At 66.2% G+C, this 26,134-nt stretch carries 30 protein-coding genes; 15 read left to right on the top strand and 15 right to left on the bottom strand.

Annotation, left to right across the window (positions count from 1 at the left end):
* Positions 1 to 53 precede the first annotated feature (53 nt).
* Positions 54 to 1,136 (bottom strand): DNA recombination protein RmuC, encoded by a 1,083-nt coding sequence (locus tag GH2_RS00880; RefSeq protein WP_066161838.1) that lies wholly within the window; start codon positions 1,134 to 1,136, stop codon positions 54 to 56.
* Positions 1,137 to 1,178: 42 nt separating this feature from the next.
* Positions 1,179 to 1,730 (bottom strand): methylated-DNA--[protein]-cysteine S-methyltransferase, encoded by a 552-nt coding sequence (locus GH2_RS00885; RefSeq protein WP_066161842.1) that lies wholly within the window; start codon positions 1,728 to 1,730, stop codon positions 1,179 to 1,181.
* A 265-nt stretch (positions 1,731 to 1,995) separates the two neighbouring features.
* Between GH2_RS00885 and GH2_RS00890 the strand changes: the two genes are divergently transcribed.
* Genes GH2_RS00890 through GH2_RS00900 form a run of 3 tightly spaced genes read left to right on the top strand, consistent with a single transcriptional unit; the run spans position 1,996 to position 5,336 of the window.
* Positions 1,996 to 3,177 (top strand): AI-2E family transporter, encoded by a 1,182-nt coding sequence (locus GH2_RS00890; RefSeq protein WP_372434447.1) that lies wholly within the window; start codon positions 1,996 to 1,998, stop codon positions 3,175 to 3,177.
* Positions 3,178 to 3,183: 6 nt separating this feature from the next.
* Positions 3,184 to 4,281 (top strand): redox-regulated ATPase YchF, encoded by a 1,098-nt coding sequence (gene ychF, locus GH2_RS00895; protein ID WP_066161847.1) that lies wholly within the window; start codon positions 3,184 to 3,186, stop codon positions 4,279 to 4,281.
* Positions 4,282 to 4,325: 44 nt separating this feature from the next.
* Positions 4,326 to 5,336, top strand: a complete 1,011-nt coding sequence (locus GH2_RS00900) for a hypothetical protein (RefSeq protein WP_244885284.1) — start codon at positions 4,326 to 4,328, stop codon at positions 5,334 to 5,336.
* A 52-nt stretch (positions 5,337 to 5,388) separates the two neighbouring features.
* Here the strand turns inward: GH2_RS00900 and GH2_RS00905 are convergent, their stop codons facing one another.
* Entirely contained in the window at positions 5,389 to 7,065 is a 1,677-nt protein-coding gene (locus GH2_RS00905) for an Eco57I restriction-modification methylase domain-containing protein (protein ID WP_239588502.1), read from the bottom strand.
* A 501-nt stretch (positions 7,066 to 7,566) separates the two neighbouring features.
* Between GH2_RS00905 and GH2_RS00910 the strand changes: the two genes are divergently transcribed.
* The 5 genes from GH2_RS00910 (at position 7,567) to GH2_RS00930 (ending at position 14,553) form a co-directional block, all read left to right on the top strand.
* Positions 7,567 to 7,806: a helix-turn-helix transcriptional regulator gene (locus GH2_RS00910; protein WP_066161855.1), complete on the top strand. Its 240-nt coding sequence runs from the start codon at positions 7,567 to 7,569 to the stop codon at positions 7,804 to 7,806.
* Positions 7,806 to 7,964, top strand: a complete 159-nt coding sequence (locus GH2_RS21500; RefSeq protein WP_157085954.1) for a hypothetical protein — start codon at positions 7,806 to 7,808, stop codon at positions 7,962 to 7,964. Before GH2_RS00910 ends, GH2_RS21500 begins: the two co-directional genes overlap by 1 nt.
* A gap of 484 nt (positions 7,965 to 8,448) precedes the next feature.
* Entirely contained in the window at positions 8,449 to 11,256 is a 2,808-nt protein-coding gene (locus tag GH2_RS21840; RefSeq protein ID WP_174545315.1) for a hypothetical protein, read from the top strand.
* A complete protein-coding gene (locus GH2_RS00925; protein WP_066161862.1) occupies positions 11,253 to 12,311 on the top strand; it encodes a DUF2637 domain-containing protein in 1,059 nt (352 codons plus the stop codon). The genes GH2_RS21840 and GH2_RS00925 overlap by 4 nt, the downstream gene beginning before the upstream one ends.
* 421 nt (positions 12,312 to 12,732) lie before the next feature.
* Positions 12,733 to 14,553: a plasmid recombination protein gene (locus GH2_RS00930; protein WP_157085955.1), complete on the top strand. Its 1,821-nt coding sequence runs from the start codon at positions 12,733 to 12,735 to the stop codon at positions 14,551 to 14,553.
* 301 nt (positions 14,554 to 14,854) lie between these two features.
* On the opposite strand, the gene GH2_RS21505 is transcribed toward GH2_RS00930, so the two are convergent.
* The 6 genes from GH2_RS21505 to GH2_RS00945 form a co-directional block, all read right to left on the bottom strand.
* Positions 14,855 to 14,995: a hypothetical protein gene (locus GH2_RS21505; RefSeq protein ID WP_157085956.1), complete on the bottom strand. Its 141-nt coding sequence runs from the start codon at positions 14,993 to 14,995 to the stop codon at positions 14,855 to 14,857.
* 151 nt (positions 14,996 to 15,146) lie between these two features.
* Positions 15,147 to 15,281 (bottom strand): hypothetical protein, encoded by a 135-nt coding sequence (locus tag GH2_RS22165; RefSeq protein WP_275583799.1) that lies wholly within the window; start codon positions 15,279 to 15,281, stop codon positions 15,147 to 15,149.
* Positions 15,282 to 15,320: 39 nt separating this feature from the next.
* The gene (locus GH2_RS00935; RefSeq protein ID WP_239588503.1) at positions 15,321 to 15,701 is read right to left on the bottom strand and encodes an antirestriction protein ArdA; all 381 of its coding nucleotides are present in this window, start codon (positions 15,699 to 15,701) and stop codon (positions 15,321 to 15,323) included.
* Positions 15,701 to 15,979: a hypothetical protein gene (locus GH2_RS00940; RefSeq protein ID WP_239588504.1), complete on the bottom strand. Its 279-nt coding sequence runs from the start codon at positions 15,977 to 15,979 to the stop codon at positions 15,701 to 15,703. Before GH2_RS00940 ends, GH2_RS00935 begins: the two co-directional genes overlap by 1 nt.
* A gap of 158 nt (positions 15,980 to 16,137) precedes the next feature.
* On the bottom strand, positions 16,138 to 16,347 hold the full coding sequence (locus GH2_RS21510) for a hypothetical protein (protein ID WP_157085957.1): 210 nt from the start codon (positions 16,345 to 16,347) through the stop codon (positions 16,138 to 16,140).
* Entirely contained in the window at positions 16,340 to 16,786 is a 447-nt protein-coding gene (locus tag GH2_RS00945) for a hypothetical protein (protein ID WP_157085958.1), read from the bottom strand. The genes GH2_RS21510 and GH2_RS00945 overlap by 8 nt, the downstream gene beginning before the upstream one ends.
* Positions 16,787 to 16,904: 118 nt before the next feature.
* Between GH2_RS00945 and GH2_RS00950 the strand changes: the two genes are divergently transcribed.
* Both GH2_RS00950 and GH2_RS00955 read left to right on the top strand, forming a co-directional pair.
* Complete coding sequence (locus tag GH2_RS00950) at positions 16,905 to 18,041, top strand: YaaC family protein (RefSeq protein ID WP_066161874.1); 1,137 nt, start codon at positions 16,905 to 16,907, stop codon at positions 18,039 to 18,041.
* Between the two features lie 90 nt (positions 18,042 to 18,131).
* Entirely contained in the window at positions 18,132 to 18,809 is a 678-nt protein-coding gene (locus GH2_RS00955) for a DUF6338 family protein (RefSeq protein WP_066161877.1), read from the top strand.
* Positions 18,810 to 19,049: 240 nt separating this feature from the next.
* Here the strand turns inward: GH2_RS00955 and GH2_RS00960 are convergent, their stop codons facing one another.
* The 4 genes from GH2_RS00960 to GH2_RS00970 form a co-directional block, all read right to left on the bottom strand.
* The gene (locus GH2_RS00960; protein ID WP_066161880.1) at positions 19,050 to 19,634 is read right to left on the bottom strand and encodes a recombinase family protein; all 585 of its coding nucleotides are present in this window, start codon (positions 19,632 to 19,634) and stop codon (positions 19,050 to 19,052) included.
* 86 nt (positions 19,635 to 19,720) lie between these two features.
* The gene (locus tag GH2_RS00965; RefSeq protein WP_066161882.1) at positions 19,721 to 21,061 is read right to left on the bottom strand and encodes an ATP-binding protein; all 1,341 of its coding nucleotides are present in this window, start codon (positions 21,059 to 21,061) and stop codon (positions 19,721 to 19,723) included.
* A 102-nt stretch (positions 21,062 to 21,163) separates the two neighbouring features.
* A complete protein-coding gene (locus tag GH2_RS21515; RefSeq protein ID WP_157085959.1) occupies positions 21,164 to 21,328 on the bottom strand; it encodes a hypothetical protein in 165 nt (54 codons plus the stop codon).
* Positions 21,329 to 21,483: 155 nt separating this feature from the next.
* On the bottom strand, positions 21,484 to 23,073 hold the full coding sequence (locus GH2_RS00970; protein WP_066161885.1) for a recombinase family protein: 1,590 nt from the start codon (positions 23,071 to 23,073) through the stop codon (positions 21,484 to 21,486).
* A gap of 109 nt (positions 23,074 to 23,182) precedes the next feature.
* Between GH2_RS00970 and GH2_RS00975 the strand changes: the two genes are divergently transcribed.
* The 4 genes from GH2_RS00975 to GH2_RS22255 all read left to right on the top strand — a co-directional run bounded on the left by GH2_RS00975 (position 23,183) and on the right by GH2_RS22255 (position 24,654).
* Positions 23,183 to 23,512 (top strand): nucleotidyltransferase family protein, encoded by a 330-nt coding sequence (locus GH2_RS00975; RefSeq protein ID WP_066161888.1) that lies wholly within the window; start codon positions 23,183 to 23,185, stop codon positions 23,510 to 23,512.
* Entirely contained in the window at positions 23,509 to 23,838 is a 330-nt protein-coding gene (locus GH2_RS00980) for a HepT-like ribonuclease domain-containing protein (protein ID WP_066161891.1), read from the top strand. Before GH2_RS00975 ends, GH2_RS00980 begins: the two co-directional genes overlap by 4 nt.
* Positions 23,839 to 24,020: 182 nt before the next feature.
* On the top strand, positions 24,021 to 24,272 hold the full coding sequence (locus tag GH2_RS00985; protein WP_066161894.1) for a type II toxin-antitoxin system RelE/ParE family toxin: 252 nt from the start codon (positions 24,021 to 24,023) through the stop codon (positions 24,270 to 24,272).
* Positions 24,259 to 24,654 (top strand): HigA family addiction module antitoxin, encoded by a 396-nt coding sequence (locus GH2_RS22255; protein WP_372434426.1) that lies wholly within the window; start codon positions 24,259 to 24,261, stop codon positions 24,652 to 24,654. Before GH2_RS00985 ends, GH2_RS22255 begins: the two co-directional genes overlap by 14 nt.
* Positions 24,655 to 24,724: 70 nt before the next feature.
* Here the strand turns inward: GH2_RS22255 and GH2_RS00995 are convergent, their stop codons facing one another.
* Positions 24,725 to 25,096 carry an SMI1/KNR4 family protein gene (locus GH2_RS00995; protein WP_066161897.1) on the bottom strand — a complete coding sequence of 124 codons (372 nt, stop codon included), beginning with the start codon at positions 25,094 to 25,096 and terminating at the stop codon, positions 24,725 to 24,727.
* A 98-nt stretch (positions 25,097 to 25,194) separates the two neighbouring features.
* Here GH2_RS00995 and GH2_RS01000 point away from each other — a divergent pair, with 98 nt between their 5' ends.
* On the top strand, positions 25,195 to 25,383 hold the full coding sequence (locus GH2_RS01000) for a hypothetical protein (RefSeq protein ID WP_157085960.1): 189 nt from the start codon (positions 25,195 to 25,197) through the stop codon (positions 25,381 to 25,383).
* A gap of 18 nt (positions 25,384 to 25,401) precedes the next feature.
* Here GH2_RS01000 and GH2_RS01005 read toward each other — a convergent pair whose 3' ends face one another.
* Complete coding sequence (locus tag GH2_RS01005; RefSeq protein ID WP_066161903.1) at positions 25,402 to 26,073, bottom strand: hypothetical protein; 672 nt, start codon at positions 26,071 to 26,073, stop codon at positions 25,402 to 25,404.
* Positions 26,074 to 26,134 lie beyond the last annotated feature (61 nt).

Below are 26,134 nucleotides of genomic sequence, written 5' to 3' on the forward strand. Positions count from 1 at the left end.
GTACCGTTAACAACAGCGAACGCCGTGATCCGTGGCCGTGAGTTTCCTGAGTTTCACCGAATCGGTGATATGGATCTCACGACAGCGTCCACGTGCGGCACTCCGTCGGCGACGCGCGACGAGCGGTTCTCCGGTCCCGACAGTGCCTCCAAGTCGGCCAGTTTCCGCGCGGTGACACCGAGTCGCGAGTCGATGGCGCCGACCGTTGAGTTGTACGCTTCCACCGCTCGGCGCAAGGATGCGCCGGTCTTCTCCACATGTCCCAGCACTTGGTCGATGCGTTGATACAGCTGCCTGCCGAGCGCGTGAATGGTTTCGGCATCTTCGGCGAGCGCATACTGACGCCACCCGAGCGCCACGGTGCGGAGCAAGGCGATCAGCGTGCTGGGCGTCGCGAGAACCACGTCCCGGGAGAACGCATAGTCGAGCAGAGCGGGATCGCCGCGCAGCGCCGACTCCAACACGCCGTCGCCGGGAAGGAACAGCACGACGAACTCTGGCGACACCTCCTGAGCGGACCAATAGGTCTTCGCCGAGAGCGCATTGACGTGGGCGCGGACCGCCTGCGCGTGACGGGCGACGAGTTCGCGGCCGTCGTTCACCGTTCCGGAGACCGACTCGAGGTAGGCGTGCAACGGAACTTTCGCGTCCACGACGATTCGGCGGCCGCCGGCCAACTGCACCACGAGGTCGGGCCGGACGGCGCGTTCGGCCTCGGATTGTCCGTGAACCTGCGTCGAGAAGTCGCAGTGACGCGACATGCCGGACAGTTCGACAATCCGTTCCAGTTGGACTTCGCCCCACCGGCCGCGGACCTGCGGTGCGTGCAGCGCTCCGGCGAGCTGACTGGTCTGCTGCTGCAGTCGTTGCGAGGTCGCGTAGACCCCGCGCATCTGTTCCGCCAGACCCGCGTAGGCATGAGCGCGGCCCGATTCGCTGCGTCGGAGTTCTTCGGACAGTCGCCCGAGGGTGTCGCGCAGCGGACCGACCACGAGGTCCACTTCGGCGCCGATCCGTGGACCGGCGTAGTCGTTCTCGGTCGGCGCGCGGTGCGCTCCCGCGGCACCACGCGCCAACCACCCGAGAAGCGCGCCGACGATGAGGCAGACCGGGCCGATGATCGCTGCTGCTGTCATGGCCACATCATGGCGCAGGGGTCTGACATTGATGATGGTCGCTCAGACAGCGACTCCCACCGCGGGCGCCTCCCGGGCGAGCAACTCGCCCTTTCGCTCGAGCCCGTAGCGATACCCGCCGAGCGTGCCGTCGGACCGGACCACCCGATGGCACGGAACGAAGAGGGTGGCCGCGTTGCGGACGCAGCACTGGGCGGCGGCGCGGACCGCGGTGGGTCGCCCCGCGCACTCGGCCAGTTGCGTATAGGTCACTCGTCGACCGGGACCGACTTGTCGGAGGGCCGCCCAGCAGTCTTCGATGAACGGACCGGCGGACTGTCGCACCGCGATACGCGACGGTGCGTCGAGATCACCGTCGTAATAGGCGAGGACCGCCTCCGCCGCAGCGCCCGGTGCGCGCTCGGTCAGGTAGTCGCGGCACAGCGCGGGAGCCACCAGGTTCGCCAAGTAGTCGGGTGATTCGGTCCAGCCCGACGCATACACCGTCTGCGCGTCGTCGAACAGGACGATGAACGGGCCGTCGGGCGTGGTCACCACGGTCCAGCCGAGTTCGGCGCGATGGTCGGCGACGGTTGCCGGGTGTCGATCTGTCATGGGTCCCCCTGGTGGATGTGGATCGGTGTCGACGAGCCGAGAACGGCTCATAGATTGGACGCAGCGGGGCGCGGATCGGTTCCATCGTTCATCCACAGGTCTGCGACCACACCGCAGTCCGCGCGTCTGCCCGGTGATTGTCGGACGCCTGTGTGAAGATTGGCCCGTGAGCGACCAGAACAAGAACTCCGAGGCGGTCTCCGACAGCGTGTCCGACGGGCTGTCCGACGTCGCGTCGGCGCCGGACCTCGCGGCCGTCAACCCGGTGACCGGTCGGCCGTATCCGACGCGTGGCCGGGTGTTCCGAACCGGGCTGCGTTCCACGGCGGTGATGTGCGGGCAGATGCTGATCGTCCTCGCCTTCCTGTTCGCACTGATGTGGCTGCTGTCGAAGTTCTGGGTCATTCTGTTGCCGGTCATCCTCGGTATCGTCGTCGCGACCGTGCTGTGGCCGCCTGTGCGCTGGATGCTTGCGCATCGAGTGCCGCCCGCCGGTGCGACCTTCGTCGTGCTGTTGGCGGCGATCGCGGTGATCGGTGGAGTCATCGGCCTCATCGTGCCGTCGGTCGTCGATCAGGCACCGCAGTTGGCCAACCAGGCCGTCGAAGGCGTGCGCAAGGTGCAGGACTGGGTCCAGGGGCCACCGCTGAACGTCGGTGACGAGCAGATCAACTCGCTGGTCGATGAGATCACGTCGAAGCTGCAGTCCAGTGCGAGCGCGATCGCCAGCGGCGTGTTCAGTGGCGTCGGCGTGGCCACGTCGGCGCTCATCACGCTGTTCACCACGCTGGTTCTGGTGTTCTTCTTCCTCAAGGACGGTCCGCGGTTTCTGCCGTGGTTGGAGAAGACCATGGGCAAGGGTGGCGCCGACCATCTCAGCGAGATTCTGCTGCGCATGTGGAACACGCTCGGCGGTTTCATCAGGACGCAGGCGATCGTCAGCTTCGTGGACGCGGCGCTGATCGGCATCGGTTTGATCGTCCTCGACGTGCCGCTGGCCGGCGTGTTGATCGTGGTCACCTTCCTCGGTGGCTTCATCCCGATCGTCGGTGCGTTCGTCGCCGGGGCCCTGGCGGTCTTGATCGCTCTCGTCTCCAATGGGCTCACCTCGGCGCTCATCGTTCTCGGGATCATCCTCGCGGTGCAGCAGTTGGAGGGCAATGTGCTCTCGCCGTGGCTGCAGGCCAAGTCGATGAACCTGCATGCGGTGATCGTGCTGCTGTCGGTGACCCTCGGCGGAACGCTGTTCGGGATCACCGGTGCGTTCCTCGCCGTCCCCGCGGCGTCGTGCCTGGCGGTCGGCCTCCGGTACATCCTGGAGCAGATCGCGCGGGCGGCAGGTGAAGAAGTCGCTGCCGAGGACGAGGCCGCACGCGAAGCGGCGCAGGAGCGCAAGCGGCGTCGACGTGGGCCGGATAGGTCCGACGCCTCAACGCAGATAGACTGACCTCCCGTGAGTCTTACCCTCGGTATCGTCGGCCTGCCCAATGTCGGAAAGTCGACCCTTTTCAACGCTCTTACCCGCAATGATGTGCTCGCGGCGAACTACCCGTTCGCGACCATCGAGCCGAACGTGGGCGTGGTGGAACTGCCCGATGTCCGGCTGAACCGTCTCGCGGAGATCTTCGGCAGCGAACGCATCCTGCCTGCCGTCGTGTCGTTCGTCGACATCGCGGGCATCGTCAAGGGCGCGTCCGTGGGCGAGGGCATGGGTAACCAGTTCCTCGCGAACATCCGGGAAGCCGACGCAATCTGCCAGGTGGTCCGAGTCTTCTCCGACGACGACGTCGTTCACGTCGACGGCCGAGTCGATCCGCTTGCCGACATCGAGGTCATCGAGACCGAGTTGATCCTGGCGGACATGCAGACTCTCGACAAAGCGATCCCGCGACTGGAGAAGGACGCGAAGAAGAACAAAGACCAGGTCGAGGTCCTCAATGCAGCCCAGGGTGCGCAGGCGATTCTCGACGGCGGTAAGACGTTGTTCGCGGCGAACGACTCGTTCGACCTGTCGTCCGTGCGTGAATTGCATCTGCTGACCGCCAAGCCGTTCCTTTACGTCTTCAACGCCGACGAGGGCGTTCTGACCGATGAGGCGCGCAAGCAGGAACTGCGCGACGCCGTCGCACCGGCCGACTGCGTGTTCCTCGACGCCAAGGTCGAGAGCGAACTCCTCGAGCTCGACGAGGACGATGCTCAGGAGTTGCTCGATTCGATCGGTCAGGACGAGCCGGGGCTGCGCCAGCTGGCGCGCGCCGGTTTCCACACCCTCGGTCTGCAGACCTACCTCACCGCAGGCCCGAAGGAGTCTCGTGCCTGGACCATCCGCCGCGGCGATACCGCGCCGAAGGCGGCAGGGGTCATCCACACCGACTTCGAGAAGGGCTTCATCAAGGCCGAGGTCGTCTCCTTCGCCGACCTCGACGAGAACGGCTCGATGAATGCCGCGAAGGCCGCGGGCAAAGTCCGTATGGAAGGCAAGGACTACGTGATGGTCGACGGCGACGTGGTGGAGTTCCGTAGCGGAAACCAGTCTGGCGGTAAGAAGTGAGCGATCCCGGTGCTTTGACGTCTGCGCGGGAGGTGCGGTCGCGTGTGGAAGCGGCCATCGAAGAGAAATTGAGTCTGTATGACCCGCCAGCGACGGCGGATTCGAATCTGTTCTATACCCCGGCTGAGCTCGAGGCACTGCTGCGAGCCGAGTTGGTCGGGCGCACTGAACTTGCTGGCCTTGCAGTGAAGACCCGGGCAGTGCTCGCCAAGTCGATGGTGTGCTCGACGCTAGGCTACGTTCCACCGAAGTCGTTCAAGCGCGTCAATCCGAGACTGCCTCACCCGGCCGTCGACGTGTACGCCCAGCAAGCCGACAACTTGCAGATCTGGAACGAGGAGGTCGACGCGGAGCGGCGATACGTCATCTTGGTTCTGGACGAGAGTCAGATCCTCGACGTTCGCGTGATTCCTGGAGCGGATCTCGCCCAGTTCGACAAGACCGGCAAGCTGACGTCGAAGTTTCAGGCGTCGAGGATCGCAGATACGGGCTCGAAGCTGGTCTCCGAAACCGACACGGAGAACTTCGTTGCCCGGTTGGCGCCAACGAGTCAGGCTGATACCTCCGGGTCGCCCATATCTCAGCCGCATGCGGGTTCGGTGCTGCCGGTGCGCGAGGTGTACGAGCGCTTGGTTGAGATGGTCGGTTCGACGTATTCCGACCCCGGGATCGTCCAGGAACGGAATCGGGGAACGGTAGTCCATCGCGAGGCCTGCGAGCGGCTCGGAGTCGGCGGGTTCGCGGACAACGGTCAGTTCCCGGACATACTTTCTCAACTCGTCGAGGTGAAGCTTCAGCTGGCGCGGACGGTCGACCTGGGGCTCGAACTCCCGGACTCCGATACCCCTTTGGCTTCGGCGAACGGCTTGCTTGAGGTCCGCGATGTTCGGTACGCGATCTTCTACGGCACGCGAGACGGTGTGGAGTTCACGATCGACAGCCTCGTGGTCGTGACCGGCGCGGACTTCTTCGAGGAGTTCCGGCAGTTCGGTGGGCTGACGTCGAACAAGAAGCTGCAATTGCGGTTGCCGGCGAGCTTCTGGTCGGGACGCTAACGAATCAGGCCCGGAGAGGATCGCTGCTCTCCGGGTTGAGTCGTTGGGTCGTTCAGAACAGTGTGTCGGTAGCTGCTCTTGCTTGCTTCCCCGATACAGCGAAGGCGGCCTCGACTTCGCGGTCGATCCGGTCCAGCAGTCCGGCGTCGTCCTCGCCAGCGCCCACGAGTGATCGTGCGGTGTCGATGAGGCGGCGGGACTCTGGGGTGGACGGGTCGGGGAGTGGCAGCCGCTTGACGTACTGAGTGATCCACCTGCGCTTGCCCGAGTACAGGCGGTTGCCGCAGACCTCGTCGTAGTAGCGGAGGCCGAGCGAGGAGTTGGCGACCGCGAGCATTATGTGGGCGAGGTCGTCGTCGGCGATGTCGCGCAGCGAGATCCAGTAGCAGTTCCCGTTGACGACGGCTCCCGTGGTGTCCAGCGCGAACCGTGGGGACTCGCTGATGTCGGGGAACACGATCTTCGGGTCGGCCCACAGCGCGGGGCGCTGGGGCACCCAGATCTCGTACCAGTGCCGGCCGCCCTCGATGACATAGGTGCGGCCACGCAGCTGCTCCTCGTGCTGGAGGAGATATGCCTTGGTCCCGGGGTAGTCGTCGACGTCCAGCGCGATTCGCTTCTCCGAGCTGAGGTCATACGGGTAGAGCACACGTAACTGCGGATTCTGCGCGGTGCGCCACGGCGTGATGTCGCGCTGGTCGAGCAGGGGGAGTAGGAGTTCGTTCTCGACGTCCGGTGCGCGGGTGCTCCAGTCGTCGGAGAGGAATACCTTGTCGGCGGTCGTCTTGATCCCGACCCGGATCTTGGCGACGTCGCCGAACCGCTTCCATGCACGCTCGTCGATACCGGACAGCCATGCGTCGGCGTCGGGGTCGGACAGTCGCCACGGGGTTTTGGTGTCGTCGGGCATCGCGAGGGTGCCCACCTTGACCTCGAACGGCTTGGCGCCGTGGCTGACGATGCTTGACTTCGCTCCTTCGAGGGCAGCGAAGAGATTCGGCGCAGTAGGTTCGCCCGTGGGGATCTCGTATGCGCTCGCATACCGGGGCGGGGTTTCGAGCGCCGAAGCCTTACTGGCGATGATGACGGCCGGGAGCACAGCTGCCTTGAACAGCTTGGTGTCGCCGAGGTCGTACAGTTCGCCCACGGACAACGTCCCGGCCATGAGTGCCCGGCGCACGTTCTCGCCGGCGAGCGTGCTGAGGAAGCGGTTGGAGCACAGGAGTGCCAAGACCGCATTCTCGCGCAGCAGGCGTCCGGCGACGGTGACGAACGGGTGCGTCAGATCGACCCGGCCGGTGAGCCCGAACTCATTGGCGAGCAGCTGGGCGGCGGCCTGGCCGAGGTGCTGGGTGCGGACGTAGGGCGGATTGGTGATGATGATGTCGATGGACCCTGCGGGCATGGACCGCTGGGCGACCAGGAAGTCGCCTTCGATGATCGTCGCCGTGACGCCGTGCTCGCTTAGACGCTCGCTGGCGGCGTCGATCGCGTCGGTGTCGATCTCGTAGCCGGTGAGGCGAAGCTCGCCGTCGTAGCCAGCATCGCGTGCGGCGCGGGCAGCGGCCAGCAACAGTTCGCCGTCTCCACACGCGGGGTCGACGATGGTCAGCGAAGCTGCACCGAGGAGGGGAGTGGCCGCGGCGAATGCGCGGCGCGCAAGGAAGTCGGCCAGCGCGGTCGGCGTGTAGTGCTGACCGTGGCGCTTGGCGTTGTCGATTTCGGTCATCGTCGTCATGCTGAACGATCCTTCGCATTGTGGTGGATAGCTGAGAGTTTACAGTCGGGCACTGACAGTCATGAGTGTCGATGCGGGCCTGGCGTTTCGCGCGATCCGCGCTGCGCGCGGAGTAGGTTGCGGATCGTAGATGACGTCGATGACTACCTTGATGTCGCCTTGATTGTCATTCCCTGACGACGTAGCATGTTGGCACCGCTTCGGCGGGCAATTTCATACATCGAGCGCCCAAGAGCTGCGGGGCTCGTGAATAACGGCGGACCGCCGGGGTAGTGCACCGATGAGGTGCAGAGTCCCTGACAACAAGGCGATAGGTTCAGTCCGGCACGAGTGATCGCGGATGCAAGCACTAGATTCGTAATAAACCGGGTTGGTAGCAACCGCCGACAAATCCTGGACAGTGGCTTCGAATCGACATCCTGTAGAGGAGTCGATCAGTCGTGTCCAGGATTCTTGCATCCGCGCACTCCGCCACTCACACCGTTACCGTCGATGACGCCATCGCTGCTGCCCAAGCTGGCGCTGACGCCTGCCGAGACCGCTTTCGTCATCGGCATCGACGAGGGCACCCTGAAGAACTGGCGCTCCGAGGGCCTCGGCCCCGAGCCCACCACCTACAGCGCGCGCACCGTCCGCTACCACCTCTCTGACTTCCAGGTTTGGCTGCTGGCGGTCAAGGAGGCCGGCGGTGTCCGTGCGGTTCGCCGCGAGCGCGTTCAGGTCGGTGCCTGATGAGTGCCGCCGAGCGGCGTGAGGCCGAGTTCGCCGAGATCGACCGCCTCGCCCGCGAGCTCGCTGAGGCCGCTCCGCCGTTGACCGCGCGCCGGCGTGAGCGCCTGCGCGCGTTGCTGTCCGGGTTGGCCGTACCAGAGATTCGTGGTGCTGCCTGATGTCTGAAAACGAAAGCCCCGGGCGGGCACCCGGGGTTTCCAACGAAACGTCTTACGAAACGGCTTCTGCGTCCCATTCTATGGGATCGGTGCCCGACCCGGCAACGCCGTCTGGTGTTGTCCTGCCTGCTCCTGACACCGCTGCCTTGGCCGTCGACGGCTGGTCTATCCGTGAGTACGACGACGCTCCGCGCAACAAGAATCGGGCACCGTTCTGGGTCCTGACGAAGCGGGTCCGCAGGGCATCTGCACCCAGCATGACGCGCGGTGCGGCCAAGCGCCGCCGTAAGGCTTCCGAGCGCTCGATCGACAGCGCCCAAACTGTCGCCAAAAACAAATCTGGCGACAGTTCGAACCGGGAAAACCCCAGCTCAGAGCATGGGGGTCATAAGCGCCTATGGGAGGGGGTTTTGACCCCGACCCCCTGACCCCCTCAGGCGACCCCGAAACGACCCTCCAGACGGCGTTCGGAGACCTCGGCACGATGCGCGACGCTGGCACTGGAGAGCCCTCGATCGTCATCGGTTTCGACACCGAGTATGTCGAGCTGGAAGACCACGCCGGGCGCTACCGCGTGATCGTCAGCTACCAGTTCGCGGCCGTAAATCCGAGCGACCCCTCGACGATGGTGCTCGTCGTGCTGCTGCCGATGAGTGTGTTCCGGCTGCGGCTGTACTCCGCGCTGCGGATCGTGTGGGAAGAGGCTGGGCTGTGGCGACACGAGCTGGTGGCCGCCGACGAGGCGGTCGGCGAGCGCGGCGTGCACCGCTCGGACTTCTGGGACGGGCGTGACACCAAGCGAGCGCGCAAGAGCCCCGAGCAGCGCCGGTGGGATCGGCTGTTCAAGCACTCGATCCCGATCACGCTTGCGTGCCACTTCGGTAAGGCCGACATGACCACGTTCCGGATCACCGGCGAAGACCCAGACCACATGACCTCGCTGACGTCGGCGGCCGGCGGCCTGGTCACCCTCCAGCCGTTCCGGGTCCGCGGGACCACCGACGGTCACCGTGACCGCTGGTGGCTGCCATTCTCGGTGAGCATCGCCGACACGATGGCGCACGCTCCGGCTGGCAAGAAGTCCCTGGACGTGCTCGGCGAGTCGTGCGGTGTGCCGAAGATCGAGTTGCCCGACGGGGCGATCGAGCGCATGGACCGCTACCGCCGGGACCGCCTGGAGCACTTCCTGGAGTACTCGGCGAACGATCCCGCGGTCGTGGTCGAGTACCTCGCCCGGCTGTGGGGCGCCGACACACGGCCGCCGGTGACTTTGAGCAGCGGCGCCGCCAAGGCGTTCCGCGGCGCGATCGTGGACCACTGGTTCGGGAAGGCCGTCAAGGGCCGGCCGATCGTCGACGTCGGCCGGTGGACGCGCGAGAGGTTCTCGGAGAACTTCGCCGGCCTGCGCAAGGTTGAGAGCGGCACCGAGGCGACTGAGGACGGCCGGAGCTTCTACACCGAGCGCAACCTCGAGCCTGTCGACGGCGATGCCCGCACGGTCCTGGACTACACCGCGGTGGCCTATCACGGCGGCTACAACGCCTGCGCCGAGCCGGGCTACCACCGGGGTACGACCTACGATTTCGACTTGCAGGGTGCCTATCCGACGTCTATGTGCCTGGTGCCCGACATCGACTGGTTGCACCCAGGCGGTGTGATCGAGGAGACGATCGAGACTCGCGAACTGACCCTCGACGACGTGCCCGAGCCGATGAGTCCGTTCGTAGGCGACGTCGAGTTCGAGTTCGGCGAGGACTGCCTGTTCCCCACTCTGCCGATCTTCGAGGACGGGGCGCCGATGTACGTCCGGACCTCGCGCGGCCGCTCCGGGACTATGGCGATGGGTCCGGAGATCCACCTGGCGCTCAAGCTGGGCGCGCGCGTCATCTGCCGGCGCGGCTACAAGCTGCGCGTGCTGCGCCTGCCCGACGGTGAGACCTCCTACGCGCTGCGGGCCGGCGTCACTGCGATGGTCCAGGACCGGGCGCGCACCAAGAAGCTGTTCGGCAAGGGCTCCCTGGAGGAGCAGGCCGTCAAGACGATGTGCAACAGCACCTACGGCAAGACCGCCCAGGACGTCGCCGGACAGAACGGATGGGACGCTCACAACCAAGAGATGGCCCCGGTCGGCGGCTCTGCGATCACGAGCCCTTATCACGCTGCCATGACGACGTCGTTCGTGCGGGCCGAGCTGCTGGCGGCTGCGAACCAGCTCACCGCGCTGGGTTACAAGTTCTACTCGGTGACCACCGACGGATTCATCACCGACGCCGACCTCGACGTCGTGGTGTGCCTGGATCTGCACGGTTTCGCCGAGGTCGCTGGCGACTCCCGGGCGCGGCTCGCCGACGGCGATCGGTCGATCTGGGAGATCAAGCATGCGCAGACTGAGCTGATCAACTTGACCACGCGCGGCAACGTCGGTCGCGGCCACGCCACGCTGCCCGGCGTGCTGGCCAAGAACTCCTACAAGACTCCGCGGGAGATCCTGGCCGATGGTCGGGAGCGTGAGGGCTTCTGGGATCTGGTGATCATCCGGACCGCGCGCGTGGACAATCCTGTGCTGCGGTTCCCGAGCTTCAAGGAGCTGTCCTGCTCGGGCACCAACCGGTCCAAGCGGAAGGACTTCGTGACCCTCGGTGGACGTCCCGAGGATTGGCAGGACTCGGACTGGATCGAGTGGGACACCGACGAGGTGTTCGAGACCGTCGTCGCGGGCGGTCGGAAGCTGTCGATGGACTTCGACTGCAAGCGTCGACCGGTCATGGAGTCCATGCGGGCAGAGCGCGCGCCAGCCTCCGAGGGAGAGCTGTATGAGGTGGCGACGTTCACAACGCGGCCGTGGGACACCATCGACGACTGCCTGCGCGGCCGGAAGGTGGCCAAGAATGCTGCCGACGCCAGCGGGTGTCTGCGCCGGGTGTCGGACTGGTCCGGGTGGGCGCTGCGGTTCGAGCACGGCGAGGGCCGCCGAATCGCCGATCCGCACCGCGCGGTGCTGCTGTCGATCCTCGTGGGGCACCGGCATGGCCTTATCGGCTACGACATCCCGGGCCTGGCGGACTCGGCTGGAACGGTCGTCCAGCGGCTTGCGTGGCTCTCCGGCTGGGGTCTGGGGGTGGTCACGCCGTCCGACTGGAAGAACGCCCGGCGCCCTGAGCGTGCGGGCCAAGTACTCGCTTCGGCGGCCTGCGAGCCGTTCCTGAGCGCTATTCGCGGGTGTCCGGCCGGTCACCCGCCCCACGACCTGACGACGTCGTGGAACGACGTCTACGAGGAGGAGATCGCATGATCGGGATGACTCAGTCCAAGACCTACCACCGGACGCTGGCGTGGGCGCTGGTGCTGCTGTTCACCGCGGTATCGGTGACGCTCAACGGGCTCCATGCCGTGATGCAGTGGGACGGCAAGCGGGGCGAGGCGTTCGGCGCGGTTCTGCTGGCAGTCATGGCGCCCGTGTCGCTGCTGATGGCCACCCACCTGCTGGTGGGTCTGATCCAGGACTGGACGCACCGCCGGAAGTGGCTGGCGCGCCTGCGCGGGACCGTGGCGGCCGTGTTCGCGGTGATCGGTGCCATCGCGTTCATCATGTCGTTTGCGGCGCTGCGGGACATGGCCGAGCGGTATGGCATGGCTGGTGGACTGTCCTGGATGACGCCAGTGATCATCGACTCGGTGATCCTGGCCGGGACGCTCGCAGTGGTGATCGCTGAGGCCGAAATGCGGTTGGATCGTGAGGAGGCCGCCGCTGCCGAAGCGGTGATCGCTGACCAGTCCGCCGAACACTCGGCGAACGCTGATCGTGTGTTCGCCGAACAGTTGACCGCCACTGAACAGTCCGCCGAACAGCGTTCGCCGATCACCGAAATGGAACCGTCGATCGCGTTCGGCGAACACGCCGATTCGCCGAACGGCGAGGTCAGTGCGGGTGTCCAGCGTTCGGCGACCGGTGGGGCGGTGTTCGATGAACGCTCACCGAACGCCGAACGCGTGGAGGCGACAGCCTTCGGTGAACACTCGGGGACCGACGATCACCCCGTCGATCAGCGTTCGGGGATCACCGATCAGGTGTTCGCTGAACAGCCGATGGTCGCCGAACAGCCGACCGAACAAGCCATGGCGGTTGGCGAACGGTCGGCGATCGCTGAGCAGGTGCATGCCGAGGCGAACAGCAAGGCCGACATCGAGACCGTCGGCAGGGTGCTGGGTCTACTCGACGAAGGTTGGTCCCGCCGTGACATCGGCGCCGAGGTCGGCATGTCCCGGAGCACGGTGACCAGTCTGGCCAAGGCCGCGGAGAAGGCGGCGGCCCGACATCCGGCGCTGGCGCTGGTCGGGAGCGACTGACCGCCGCAGCACGAGCCCCGCGCCCTGATTCAGGGCGCGGGGCTCTTCTCTTCCCTGCGACCGTATGGATCGCTCCCCAGCCGGGTGCCTGCCGCGTGCGGCCGGCACTTGGCACGGGCCTTCTCAAGGCCAAGGCTCTGCCTGGACTCGGGTGTGGGTGTTTACCCGGGGTGTCTCATCGCCGGGCTTGCCCGGCTGCCCCGCAGGGCGAACCGCCTACACCCAAAGGAGCGTAGCGACGACGGTGTAGGGGTAGTGAGTTACCCGTACACACGGCTCCAGGGGTAGAATCAGGGCATCCGGTGGGGGCTCCGCTCCCACTTTTCCAGCCGACGAAAGAGGCGGTCATGTTCGCAACGGACGCGCAGCGACCGGCGCGGCCGCGGGCCGCCGGCCGGTTTTCGCCCCAGGCGGTGGCGCGATGACGCGGACTTCGCTCGGTCCGGTGGTGGGCAGCAAGCGCTCCGCTCGCGGCGCGGTTGCGCGCACCGGCGGTGCTGACGGCTGGTCCACCAGCGCTCGCTGGGAGGGCTGCACGAAGGCGACGGCCACGCCGAGGATCAACCACATCTTGCGAGACGTGGAGGAACAGCAGGGCTTGTACCGGCAGCACTCCAACGACCTGATAGATCCGAGCAAGACCTCGTCGAACTTCAGCTTCACGCTCGAGGTCGGTCCGGACGGCGAGCTGATCAAGAACCGGATCACCGACGTGCGCGAAGTGTTCGCACACTTGGAGACCGGTCTGGCCACGGCCCAGCGGTACCGGACGATCCCCGCGACGCGCCGGGTACGGGTCAAGGGACCTGACGGCATGCCTGTCCCCCTGCTTGATGAGAACGGCGAGCCGGTCCTCGACAAGAAGGGCAAGCCTCAGTACGAGCGCGAGGATGTCCCGATGCCGAACGCGGGCGAGAGAGTTCCGATCGCGCTTAGCAGGGACACCGTGGTGGCGGTGGAAGAACTGTTCCAGCTCGATCCGGAATGGACCGGGCCGATTGCGAAGATGACGCCGGAGATGCGCGAGGAGGTCCAGCGGCTCTACGACATTTGGTACGCCGACTTGGTGGACCAGTACGGCGCTCAGAACATCTTGTGCGTGTCTGAGCACTGGGACGAGACATCCCCCCATGTGTCCGCGTTCGCGATGCCGCTGGCCGACCGCGGCGACGGAACGTCCGAGTTGAACGTGAAGCTGTTCACCACGGGCAAGAAGAAGCCGACGCGGACCGAGGCGCGGGCTGCGTACACCGCCAAGCACGACCGGCTCCGCGCGGCGCTGCGCGAGGCCGATTACGACGCGACATTCGAGCGGGTCACGCCCAGGGATGAGAAAGGGTTTCCCAGCAAGGGCGCTCCCCTGGACACTTTCAAGCGCGCGGCCGGTCGGGCGACTGCCGAGCGCGAGATCGAACTGGACGAGCGTCAAGAAGCGATGAACACGCGCGCGGCAGACCTGGCCGCGCGTGAGACTGGGGTACGCAGAACAGAGCAGGTTGCCAAGCGGAAGTTGGACGACGCGAGGGCCGCCTACGAGTCGGCCCAAGGCGATGCCTACACTGAGTTCCAGGAGAAATACAACGAGCTGGTCGATGAGCTTGAAAAGCAGACCGAGCAGAAGCAGGCGCAGCTCACCGAGGACTGGAACCGCAAGGTGAAGCCTGGTCTCGTCAAAGCGGCGAAGGCTGAGGGACGTAAGGCTGGTCAGGCCGCGCTGAGGGTTGAGCAGGATCGCGCCCGGGCGGCAACCACTGCGGCCGAGGCCGCGCTGCACAGGGCCCGCGACCGTGAGCGCGAGGTCGATGAGAAATTCGAGACTGCCGAGCAGGAAGTGCGCCGGTACAAGCGACGGGCGATGTCCGCGGTCGATGGCGAAGTCGCGGCAGCCACTGGCGACATCCAGGCGATGCTCGCGGTGGCCAAGTCGGGTCTGCCCGAGATCCAGCCGTTCAACGAAGAGGCCATGCTGGCCGAGCAATCGGGCGCGTACGTCGCAGCGGCCAAGCGCTGGAAACTCAAAGACGGTGAGAGCGTCCACGACAAACTCATGACGCAGGCGCGAGCGATCTGGGAACGCACTGTCACCAACGGGCGTCTCAAAGCGGGCGAGACGTTCGAGACGTACTTCGGGCAGACGGTGCGTGAGATCCGAGAGCGCAGTGCGCAACTGGCGAAGGACCTACGGTCTGGCGCGGAGCCGGGCGGTTCGAGCCGTGATTGGGAGAGGGACTACACGCCCTGAACCGGTTCAGCGTTCTTCCGATCCCAAGCCGCCTGCTGCGTGCAGCCGGCGCGGGACGGACGCTGGCGACGGCCAGCTCGGCCGCGGCAAGTGCGTCAGCGCGCGGCCAATCGGCTGCGTCGCTTTGAACAACTCGTCGATCTGCGCTTCGGTCGGATCCGCTCGTGCTCGTCCCCACACGACTATTGAACAGGTCCTTGGTACGAACGCGGTACGAAACTGCTGAACCACAGGCCGGCGCGGAGCCTGCGTAGCGCCTGCCCGTGGGCGCCTCCCGGCAGGGGAGCAGGGTTCACTTTGGTCAGAACATGCTGGCAGGTGGTTCGTCCGGGGTGCGAACGATCCGCAGCTCTCCGCGATCGACCCGGATCTGCTTGCTGAGAATGAAGTACTTCCTGCGGTGGCCGTTCTCGTCGGCAGCATCCACGAAGTACACGTCCACGCCCAAAATAGTGCTGCCCGCGGGGCGTCGAAGAGCAGGTTGATCCGGGCCTCCAGCCCGACGAGATCGAGCAGGACGTTCAGGTCGCGGATACCTTCTGCTCCGACGACCTTGAACTCGGGGACCTCCACCGTGCATCACTCCTCTTGGATCATTGGCTCTCGAAGATGTAAACCGAGTAGTCCGGAGCGTCGACCACGGAATAGCCGGCTTCGAGATCGCGAATCCAGCTGTCCCAGTTGAAGTACCGGACCAGATTGGAGTCCTCGGGTAGGCCCTCGAACATCGCGAAGTCCTCGGCGAGCTGGTAGGCGAAATCCTTGAACTACTCCCAGCAGCCGCGATACCTGTCCTCGAACTCGCCGAGCGCCGGCAGCTCGCCATCGCCCTCGGCGACGTAGTCGCCGCCGGGCACCCAAGCCGCCACGGCGGGCCACTGCTCGCCGACCTGCTCGTAGACTTCGCCCCACGCCGCGGCGTCGGCCGGGCTCATCTCGTGGTGGACCGGCAGCCCGTCGAGGTCCAGGCACCAGAGTTCTTCACAGCCCTCGGCCCGCCAGCGCACACCTGACCCGCGGTGGACGGTGGCGACGTCGACTTCGCAGGCCTCGGTGATGCCGTACCAGTGGCCCACGAGGCGTCCGGCGTTGTAGCAAAGAAGGCAGCCGATCCAGACGGTGGGTTCGACGATATTCGTGGTGCTCATCAGTGATCCTCCTCGATGGCCTCGCCGGTGGTCAGGCGGTACTGCTCGATGCCGCCTTCGAGCTGACTGGGATTGATGTGGTACTCGACGAAGCGGATTCCGGTCTGGTCGGTGTCGGTGAGCGTCACCCAGTGGTTCTCCGGCACGTCTATGCCCACGAGCGACAACACATCGCGCGCGGTCGCCTGCGCCGTGTTCGGCGTGTAGAGGTAGTAGGCGTCGGACGTGTCGAGCCCGTTCGCCTGGTTGTGCTGCTCAGCGGCATCCTCGGCGCTCATGCCGCGGGCACCGGGACTCAGCCGGCCGGCGGCGATCTGCTCTTCGACCCACCTGTCGGGTGGAGTGGTCGTTGGGGGCCTCCCTCGGATCAGTGTTCGAGGGAGGCCCATGCCGACGGCTCCGCCGGCGCCCTGGTGACCACGGCCGGACTCGACGGTCAGGCTTTGCCCGCACCGGCGGCCAGAGCCCGCGACAGCTCGGCCTCGGCGACCTGCCGTTCCCAGCAGGCGCACTCCAGCTGGTGCTTGCGGCGATCGAACTCGAGTCCGTGCGCGAACCGTCGAGCCACCGCTGCGTGGCCTTCTCGGCCGCTTGCGCCCGGCCGAGCCGGTCGCGGGCGGGCGACGACGGCATCGGAATCAGCCATGCCGCTCAGCCTGCGCGCTGGCCGCGGCGCCGACCAGTTCCGGCCGGTCGTCGCAGCCGATCACCTCGACCTCGTACAAACCCTCGGTCTGCGCGTATTTGGGCCCGTCGCCGGTGAACTGGAGCAGGTGCTCGGACGCCCACTCGTCAGGATCGGCGGCGTCGGCGGGTGCCGGCGCGGCGACGGCGAGTTGGTGGACGAAGCCCTGCCCCGTCGCGTAGGTGTTCTCGACGCGGATCGTGACGAGGATCTGGCCGGCCACCAGCGTCTCGGCGGCGCTGACCACGTCTGCGAGATAGCCGATCTGCTGTTCGTCGAGCGCGCGGGACAACGCGAAGTCCATCGCCGCGTTCGCCGCAGCGATCTCGGCGTTGTGCGGGTGCAGCGCGGCCAGCGCGATCAGCAGATCGGCAGCTGGGGTGGTCGTGGGTGCGGGCATGGCGAGTCCTCCTCGAATCGGGTTCGACGTGGTCGCCGGGCCGGCTGCGCCGGCGGTGTCGGGTGGGGTGTGAACGACTGGCTCGGCGTCGAACCTGCCGCGTGGGACACTCGACGTCATGCGACTTCCGCCCGCACGTCCTGGCACGCCGCTGATGGTGAGGCAACGAGAACTCGACTTCTCGCTGTACCCGATGGTGAAGACGAGTCGGCGCTGGGGCCGTCACTCGACGCTCTACGCGACCGATCCGTGGGCGGTGATCGCTGGAGCCGTCACGGAGTCCATCACAGGGCAAGCCGAGAAAAGTGCGGCTGCCTCGTTTGTGCGGCAGGCGCGCGAGTACTTCGAGGCGGCGGAGCGAGCCAGCAGCATAGAGACGAGGCCGCTACTGTACTACTACTCCTTCCTGAATCTGGCGAAGGCGATCGCTATGGGCCGCGGGCGCAGCGACCTCGTGGGGAAGGTTCGCCACGGCGTCTCCCCGGTTGGCGGGACGGGCCACTCCCCAGTAACTACCAAGCTGAACATCGACGCCTCTGCGGCGGTCACCGGACCGAAGAGCGCCATCGACGAACTGCACTGGGCGCTCGAAGGAACCGCCGTTGCCACTGGTCACTACGAAGTGGGCGGGATCATCGCCCAGTCTGTGATCGCCCACCGGATGTGGTGCGCGTCGTTCGGGCAGCAACGGGCCGAACGCTTCGTCCCCATCGACCGCATCGAATTCATCCACGATGAGGCCGCGAACACCGTCTGGCTGAGGGTGCTGGTGCGCCGCGCGGTCGCGGCGTCGCGCGGTTGGGGGTTGACGAAGATCCTGACTGAGTCCGGTCTCGATTCCGACTTCCGGGGAGTGAAGCATCCGGACCCGACAGTCGAGAGCGAGTTCCACGTCCTGGAGCAATGTGTCCCGGTCCGCTACACCGGTCGCGCGGCGGACGTGGTGGTCGACGTTGTCGACGTCGTGCGACCGTTCCTGTGGCAGACGATTACGGCCTCGGCCCCGTTCCGACGCTTCTATCTGTATCTGTCACCGCCGACTGAGCGGCGAATGCCCCAGTGGCTCAGCGTCTACTCGACGCTGTTCTGGCTCGGAAGTCTGACCCGGTACCAACCCGTCGAATTGTTTGAGGTGCTTGATGGCAAGTTTGGGCCGTTCTTCCGAGAGTTTCTGGAGACTCAACCACGGCAACTGCTTTACATTCTGGCCTCGGACGCGAAGAGGCAGAACGTGACGCGAGGCGTGATCGTCTGATCGGCGCCCTACGGGATGACGGCGATCCGTCGAGGTTGTCCGGGTTGACGGGCACAGGTCTGCGATGATCGTCCCGTGGTGCCTCAAACTGTGTTCCAGATCGGTGTGATGCTGCTGCTGGTCGTTCCTGGGTTCGTGTACACCGGCACGCGCCGCCATCTCCGGGGCGGTGCGACAGCAGACGAGAAGGACTTCAGCGTTCGGCTGGTGCATGGGATCGCCGCGAGCGTGGTGCTCAACTGCTGCTACCTCATCGCAGCCGGACCATGGCTGGTGGGAATCATCTCGGGCCAGACCGGCACCGACGACGGTCTCGGTTTGATCGGAGAACGTCCTCGGGAGGCGGGCGGCGTCCCCGTCGCGCTAGCCTTCGCTGTCAACTGGATCTCGCGCTTGACCTGGGTCGCTGAACGCAGGGAGCGCCAGCCCTTCTCGCCAACCACTAGCGCGTGGGACTACATCGCGCCCAAGAGAGCGGACTGCTTCGAACGCATCCGCACATCCGAAGGCCGCTGGACCGGCGGATACATCGAGGAGAGCGATTCGTTCTTTTCGACCTACCCCGAGCCTCGTGACCTGTTCATCACCGAGGAGTGGGTGATGGGCAACGACGGCAGCTTCATCGCCCCAGTGCCGTGCAGTCAGGGCATCTACGTTCCTCTGTCTGGGTCCGAACTCGTGAGCTGGTCCGACGAACCGCCTCAGCCGGAACTGAGCCCCGCTCCACCAGGCGGAGGCCGCCGCGGCGGACGGGGTGGGGCGGCCTGAGTCTTCGCCGGCTTGCCTCCGTTCGAAGGCTTGCCGCCGAACAGCCCCTTGCCCCCGCTCGCTTGCGGCTGCCCGCCGCCGGTTATCGCCTTCACGGGGCGGCCGCCTCTTTCCTCGTTTGCCACATGAAAACGATACCGCCGCTGCGGGCGAGACGCAGTCAGCGCTGTCGACTGGCCGTGCCGTCAGTTGGATGCGTCTCGGGCGCATCCCTAGTCGGCGAGGCGCCGCGCCAGGATTTCACCCGTCCGCAGTCGTCGGCGCCTCGGAGCGCTCGGCGTCGACCACCTTCCACACGGTGCCGACCGAGACGCCGACACCGGCCGCGATCTCGCGCATTGATTCGTCGCGTACGTGGCGGGCGATGATCGCTGCGCGCTTGTCGTCGTCGACCACGCTGGGCCGGCCGCCGACCTTGCCGCGCTTGCGTGCAGCCTCCAGGCCGCTCTTGGTCTTGCGGGCTATGTCGCGGCGACGGTCCTCGGCGATGGCCAGTGCCATGTCGAGCACGAAGGACCGCTCGGTGTGCTCGCCGGAGGCGATGCCGTCGAGCACCTTGACGCCGACGCCTCGGGCGAACAGGTCCGAGAGTACCGACAGGCCCTCGGGCAGGTTCCGGCCGAGGCGGTCGACCTCCAGCACGGTGAGCATGTCGCCGGGGCGCAGGTAGTCCAGCGCGGCCTTGAGGCCCGGCCGGTTGTCGACGTTGAGCTTGCCCGAGACCTTCTCTTCGAACACGCGGACGCAGATCGGGTCGAGTTCGTCGTGCTGGCGCTGGACCTCCTGGTCCTTGGTACTGACCCGGACGAGACCGACGAGTGCCATGATGGCCTCCTGTTCAAGAAAGGTGTTCGCCGATGGGTTCAGCGCCGCCTTCGATGCTACCTGTAAATGAACGGGTTTACGAACACCTATCGCTTGCTCGCAGGGACTCCGGCAGCGACGGGGTCGAACACCATCAACTGGAGCGCAGCCAGGAACTCCAGGCGATTCGTGACGTCGGTCGATGCCTGGATGACCCTGGACAGCCCGGTGCCCTTCAGGAGCCTGTCGAGATGCTCGCGCTCCTCCTCGGATAGGCCTACGTACTGATCGAGTAGCGCTGTCACCTCGCCCGGCCGTTGCTGCAACGAGTCCTTGAGCAGTCCGAGGGTGAGCCGTTGCTTGCGCTTGCCGTCCTTCGGGATGTGCCGGACGACGGACGTCGCCAGCACGTCGAACGCCGCGCGCTCGACCTCTTCTTCGACCGACTCCGGCTCGCCCTGGTATGGGTAGACCTTGGTGGACTTCCACGTCTGGACCTGCTCGCGGCGCCGTTCGTCGCGGCGGGCATCAAGATAGTCGGCGAGCACCTGGTCCAGCTCCTTGAGCATGGCGCCCAGCACGGTCGGCGTGGTCTCCATCCTCGCGACCGGCCACTGGTCATGGTGCTGGGGCATCTCGTCCCAGAGCAAATACGCCGAGTACGAGAAGTCCGGTCCGGGAGCCGAGTCGAGCGTGTCGACCACGACGGCGTCGGCGTCGCAGAGGTGGATCTCGCGCCCGGCCGCCTTCTTCCACTCGATCACGCGGAGCGTGGCGTGGCGGACGGTGCCGTCGTGCTCCCACTCCACTGGAAGCGGCGTGTCGAGGGCGATGTTCTCGGAGGGGAGAATGCGCTGGCCGTCGTAGGCGACCTCGACGCCGTCGTGGGCGATCAGGTACGGCGCCAGCGCGGTGGTGAGCCGGTCGGCGGCAGTGTCGCCGTCGAGGGGGTCGAGCGATTCCTTGCCCTCGGCGGTGAACTTCGTCCCGGTGCCGGCGTCGGTCTCGACGGGGTCGGTGACGGCGATGCTGTCGCGCGTGGCCGATCGAGCGGTGACGGCCGAGCGTAGACGCCTGCCGTCGGTGCTGTCGGCGACGGTGTCCCACTCGATCTTGGTACCGAGGGCGAAGGCGCGCAGGCGACCACGGCCGAACTTCCCGTGCAGAGGCCGCTTTTCGCCCTGGCTCCGCAGCGCCGTCCGCTTCCACGAACCGCCGACCCGCTCGAACGCGCTGCGCACCTCCTCGGGCGTGACGCCGTGGCCGTCGTCGGTGATCTCCACGCCGATGACCACCTCGGTCTGGCTCCGGTTCAGGGCGATGGCAACGTGGTGCGCATCGGCGTCGAGGCTGTTCCAGACGAGTTCGATCACGGCCTTGACTGGGTCCTTCTCGTGGGCGAGGCCCTGGACGTGATCGTCGCCGACGACGAGGGGGTAGGTCTTCACCCGCCCATCTTGTCAGCCGCATAGGACAGGCGAGCCGCTTGTCTGGGGAACGACGGCGGAAGACGCTGCCCCGGCACCGCGAGGTGCCGGGGCAGTGACGCTTCAGATCGAGGCTTCCACCTGGCGGACCCACGCGGTGGCGTCGGTGAGCGCCTGGTCGAGGCTGTCGGCCGTGGCGGAGCCGTCGAAGACGGGCTGGTCACCCTGGACGTGCCAGCTGGTTCGACCGGTCGCGGCATTCTCGTCGAGGGTGATGGTGAGTTGCACGATGTCTCCGAACGTTGGGGGATGTCGAAGCGGGGCCGCGACCGGCTTCGCCGGTCCCGCTCCCGGCGCTCAGTGATCAGCGAGGTCCGCGCGGCCGGCCACGACCCCAGCCTGCTGCGTGCACCCGGCCGGGGCCTGTGCTCGCGCCTACGCGATCAGGTGGGTAGCTGCCCGTCGTCCTCGCCGTGGAAGCGCAGCTGCACCGTCTTCTCGTCGAAGCCCTTGCGTCCGCGCGGGTGGTGGAACAGCCGGACCTCGCACAGCGCGTCGATCACCGATCGCTTGATCCCGAGGTCGGCGGCGTCGAACGCGGCGACCGGGTCGTGGGCGCCGAGCACGCTGCCCACGACGGCGTCGGCGGCGAGCCTGGTGCGCTCGGACTCCAGCGCGGCGATCGCGGACTGCGCCTTCTCCCGCACGCGCTTGAGATCGCGGCCCTCGATCACCTCGTCGTCGTAGTCGCGCTGGGCGCGGGCGATCTTAGCCCGGTGCGTTCCGATCTCCTCGCGGATCTGGGCCATTCGCGGCTCGTCGCGGGAGGGGAGCAGGTCGGCCAGGTCTTCCCGGCCGAGTCGGTAGCGGACTGCGGTCGACACGTAGTGGTCGATCAGCTCGCGTGAGCGCATGATGTGCCCGGCGCATCGGTACCGGCCAGAGTGGGCCCTCACCCGCTCGCCGCACAGCCCGCAGCGGTACAGCCCGCTCCCGAGGTGCCTGCGGTCGGTGCCTCCGCGGTTGGTCACACGCTCGGGCGCATCGAGCTTGTCCTGCACGTCCGACCAGACGCCCTCGTCGACCAGCGGCTCCCACTGCCCGCGGACTGGCTCGCCGGCCTCGTCGCGCAGGATCGACGCGCGCCAGCTGCGCCGCTTGCCGCCGTCGGGTTGCTCGGTCTTGGGCGTGTAGGTGGAGTACCCGGCGTACCTGGGATTCCGCAGGATGCCCAGCACAGTCGACGGTGACCACTCGCCGTCGTCGGGGACCTCCCGGATTCGCTTGCGCTGCTCGGGCGGCAGGGTCTTGTTCTCCTTTTCGCGGCGGGCGTTGCGCTCGATCATCACCGTGCGTGAGTGCTTGGGTAGTGCAGGCACCGACTCGGGAATCCGCTTCTCGGCCGCGTCCGGGGGATCGGCCTGGCCCGACAGCGCCGCAGCGATCGCCCGCAGCGACGATCCGGCGGCGAACGCCGAGTAGATGGCCTTGACGGCTTCTGCTTCGTGGGCGATGACGTGCCCGGCCGTGTCGTAGCCGAGGGGGCGCATGCCCTTGGGTGCGCGGCCCTGCCTGGCTCGCTGGCGCTGCCCGGCGCTCTGGCGTTCGGCCTTCTGCTCGATCTCGAAGCGGGCGATCGAGCTCATCTGGTCGCCGATCAGCCGACCGGCTGCGTCGGAGAAGTCGAGGTCTGGCCCCTTGACGAACATGAGCCGCACCCGGCGTGCCTGGCACGTCTCGATGATCCGCACGCCGTCCTCGCGGTTGCGCTCCAGGCGTGGCCACTCCTGCGCGACGATGGCGTCGATGTGGCCGGCTCTGACGTCGTGCATCAGCCTCTCGAACTCACCGCGGCGCTTCCTGCCCGTACCGGGCACGTCGTTGTCCATGTACTCGCCGACGAACTGGTGGCGGTCGCCATTGAACTTGGTCGCTATCGCCTCGCGCTGCCTGGCGACGCCCAGCTCGTTGTGCTCGCGATCGGAGGATATGCGCAGGTAGACGGCGGTTCGGAGGGGCTTCGTGGCGGCCATGCCCACCAGTTTACGCCTCATGTTTATCAGCTACGGAATGTAGTGGAGTTCCGCTTCAACGTGTAGTCGCGTCCTGCTGATCCGGTGAGGGCAGCGGTACCCTGGAGGCATGTCACAGAGCACCTTGACGCCCGAGACGCTCGCGCTTCGCGAGCTCATCGACGCGCGTCGTGAGGAGTTCCAGGTGCTTCTCGATCGCTACGGTGCGACAAACCCGAAGCTGTTCGGATCGGTCGCGCGCGGTACCGCCGACGCTGGCTCTGACATCGACATCCTCGTCGAGATGGATCCGGCCGACGGCAACCTGCTGATGAGGGCGTCGGGATTGATGGAGGAGGCGAGGTCTCTGTTCGGTCGCGACGACGTCGATGTGTTCCCCATCCAGTTGCTGAAGCGACCGGTGTCGGCCTCTGCTCTCGCTGACGCGGTGGCGTTGTGAGTCGCAAGCCCGCCCATCGCATTGCTGATGTGCTCGAGGCGGTCGAGCGCTGTCAGCGGTACATCGTCGCGCTCGACGGCGACGTCGATCTCGTGCAGATGGCCGGGGATGCGATCGAACGAAACCTGCAGATCATCGGCGAAGCCGTGAACCATCTGCCGATGGATATCACCGAGGCTCACCCGGAGATCGCTTGGCCGCAGATCCGTGGGTTCCGCAACATCCTTGTCCACCAGTACTTCGGCGTCGATGCCGAGATCGTGCGCGAGGTCGTGGAGACCTACCTGCCGCCACTCGCCGAGGCGCTGAGGACTCACGTGGATTGACCTCCCGTACATGCTGGGCGACCAGTGCGTGAATCGCCGCCGCCTTCGGCGAGGCCGCGGGCCTGCCCTCCGCTACGAGGCGCTCTCGGAGAGAGATCCACGTACTCACGCTTCGTGTTGTCCAGACCGGACTGGGAACAACGCTAGGACGCGCCGCCCGGCGTATCCCCGCAGTTCAGGGGTTGTTCCTATCTGTGGTGACGTGGTGGAGTTCCGATTTAACGTCTAGCGTTAAGGTAGCACTGCGCAAGCTTCGCCAGATTGGATCCGCGGGGGTGCTCGAAGACCTCCGCGTCCCACCAGGCAACCGGCTCGAAGCTCTCAAGGGGGATCGCGTCGGGCAACACAGCATCAGGATCAACGACCAGCGGCGGATCTGTTTCGTATGGACGGCCGCTGGACCGGAGGAGGTGCAGATCGTTGACTACCACTGACAGGATCGAGCCGATCCACCTTGGTGAGGTCCTCATGGAGGACTTCATCGAGGGCTTCGGCATCACACAGAACAAGCTCGCCGTCTCGATCGGGGTGCCGCCGCGGCGAATCAACGAGATCGTGCACGGCAAGCGGGGTCTCTCTGCGGACACCGCGTTGAGGCTCGCGAAGTACTTTGGCACCTCGGCTGAGTTCTGGATCAACCTGCAGAGTCAGTATGAGCTCGATCGTGCAGAGGACCTGGCAGGGGAGCAGATCGCCGCGATCACCCCCCTTGGAGGTGGCATGACCATGCCGTCCTCGACTGTGAAGCCGTGTCGGACGAACATGGAGTCCAGCACGTCGAGCACGGCCTACTCGGTGGGAATGCTCTACACCTAGTATTCGTGCGAACGTGGGTGACCGCGTCCACAGTGCGGTGAGGCTTTACCTCGTCGCCTCGATGAGGGCCTCAGGGATGCATGGTGAGGACGGTCTGAACCAGTGGCTCGCCCTCGTGTGACCAGATGTAGATCTCGTCGCTCCCGGGGAGCAGGATGAGTGCGTCGCCGGTCCCATCCTCGGCGATCGCGACGGCGCCAGACGGGAAATCCGCCTGCTCGCGGGCGGACTCGGTCTCCCGAACGATGTCGTTAGCGGTTCGGGTCAATCGCTTGCGGTCGGTGTCGTCGCGGACCGGATGCAGAATCCATCCGTCGCGCCGGTCGTCTTCGACCTCACCACCGTTGTCCGCCATGAGTCGTTCGCGCAACACGGAGGGGAGTTGTCGGCCGAGCTTTTCCTCGGCGATTCGGATTCGGTCCTCGGAGACGGGGAAGGCCATGCCGCAATGCTATGTCGCCTTGGGCGACGCTGCTTGACGAGCGAGCTGCGGCATTCCGCCGACGCGCGACGCAGGTTCGAGTGGGGGAGGATGTGCACATGGCTATGGATCAAACGTTGGAGCTCGTCGAGGACGTCGTCGAAGGCCTCAAACGCGGTGGGGTCGCCGAGTCGGCATCGGCGTTCTCGGTCGGGAAGTGTGATGACGGAACAGTAGTAGAAGTCGACACCGGCGATCCCGACATGATCTACATCGTCACGGTCACCAGTACCGAGCGCGTCGACTGACGGGTGCGGCGCGCTCGATCAGCTGTACGCAGAGACCACGGTGACGGTGCTCGTCGTGGCTTTGAACAGGTGGATCTCGTCGTTGCCGTCGGTGAAGAACTCCGATCCGATGATCATTCCGAGTCGGTGATCGTCGTCGAACGGGTCGTCCTCGCCCTCGAGTGACTCCTCGAGCATGGACTCGTCGACCTCGTGCACCACCGGGCTCGGATCGGGGTCGGCCCAGCCTTCGATGACGTGGCGGAACTGGTTGAACGTCCCACTCGAGGTGAAGATGAGCCGGTTGACCGCGAAGCAGTAGAACGTGGTCAGGAAGTATTCGAGATCTAGATCTTCGGACGCCAGGTGCGAGACCTGATCCTCGAGCTTCTGCACGTACTCGCCGGACCGGAGTTCGTCCGCCAGGTACTGCTCGCCGTGGTGGGCGAAGTCGGCGTCGAGCGCCGCGAAGAGCGGCCGCGCACCGTCCGCGCCCTGGAAGGCCGACGCGTCGTCGACGAGTGAGTAACGCCCGCCCTCCAAGCGGAACTCGGTGGTCACGGATTCGTCTGCGCGCCACAGACCGGTCGACGAGACGAAGTGGAAGTCCTGTCCGTCGTCTGTGGTGAGGGTGCACAGCGGGTAGAAGATGCCCAGCGCCTCATCGGTGGCGAAGACCGAATCGTAGGCGGGGTACAGCGTCAGCGTCATCAGAAGATCTCCGTCTCGAGTGCGGCACCCAGTCACTCTGTCTCCTGGGTATGGGTGATTC

Source organism: Gordonia hydrophobica NBRC 16057 (assembly GCF_001592365.1).
Classification (GTDB): domain Bacteria; phylum Actinomycetota; class Actinomycetes; order Mycobacteriales; family Mycobacteriaceae; genus Gordonia; species Gordonia hydrophobica.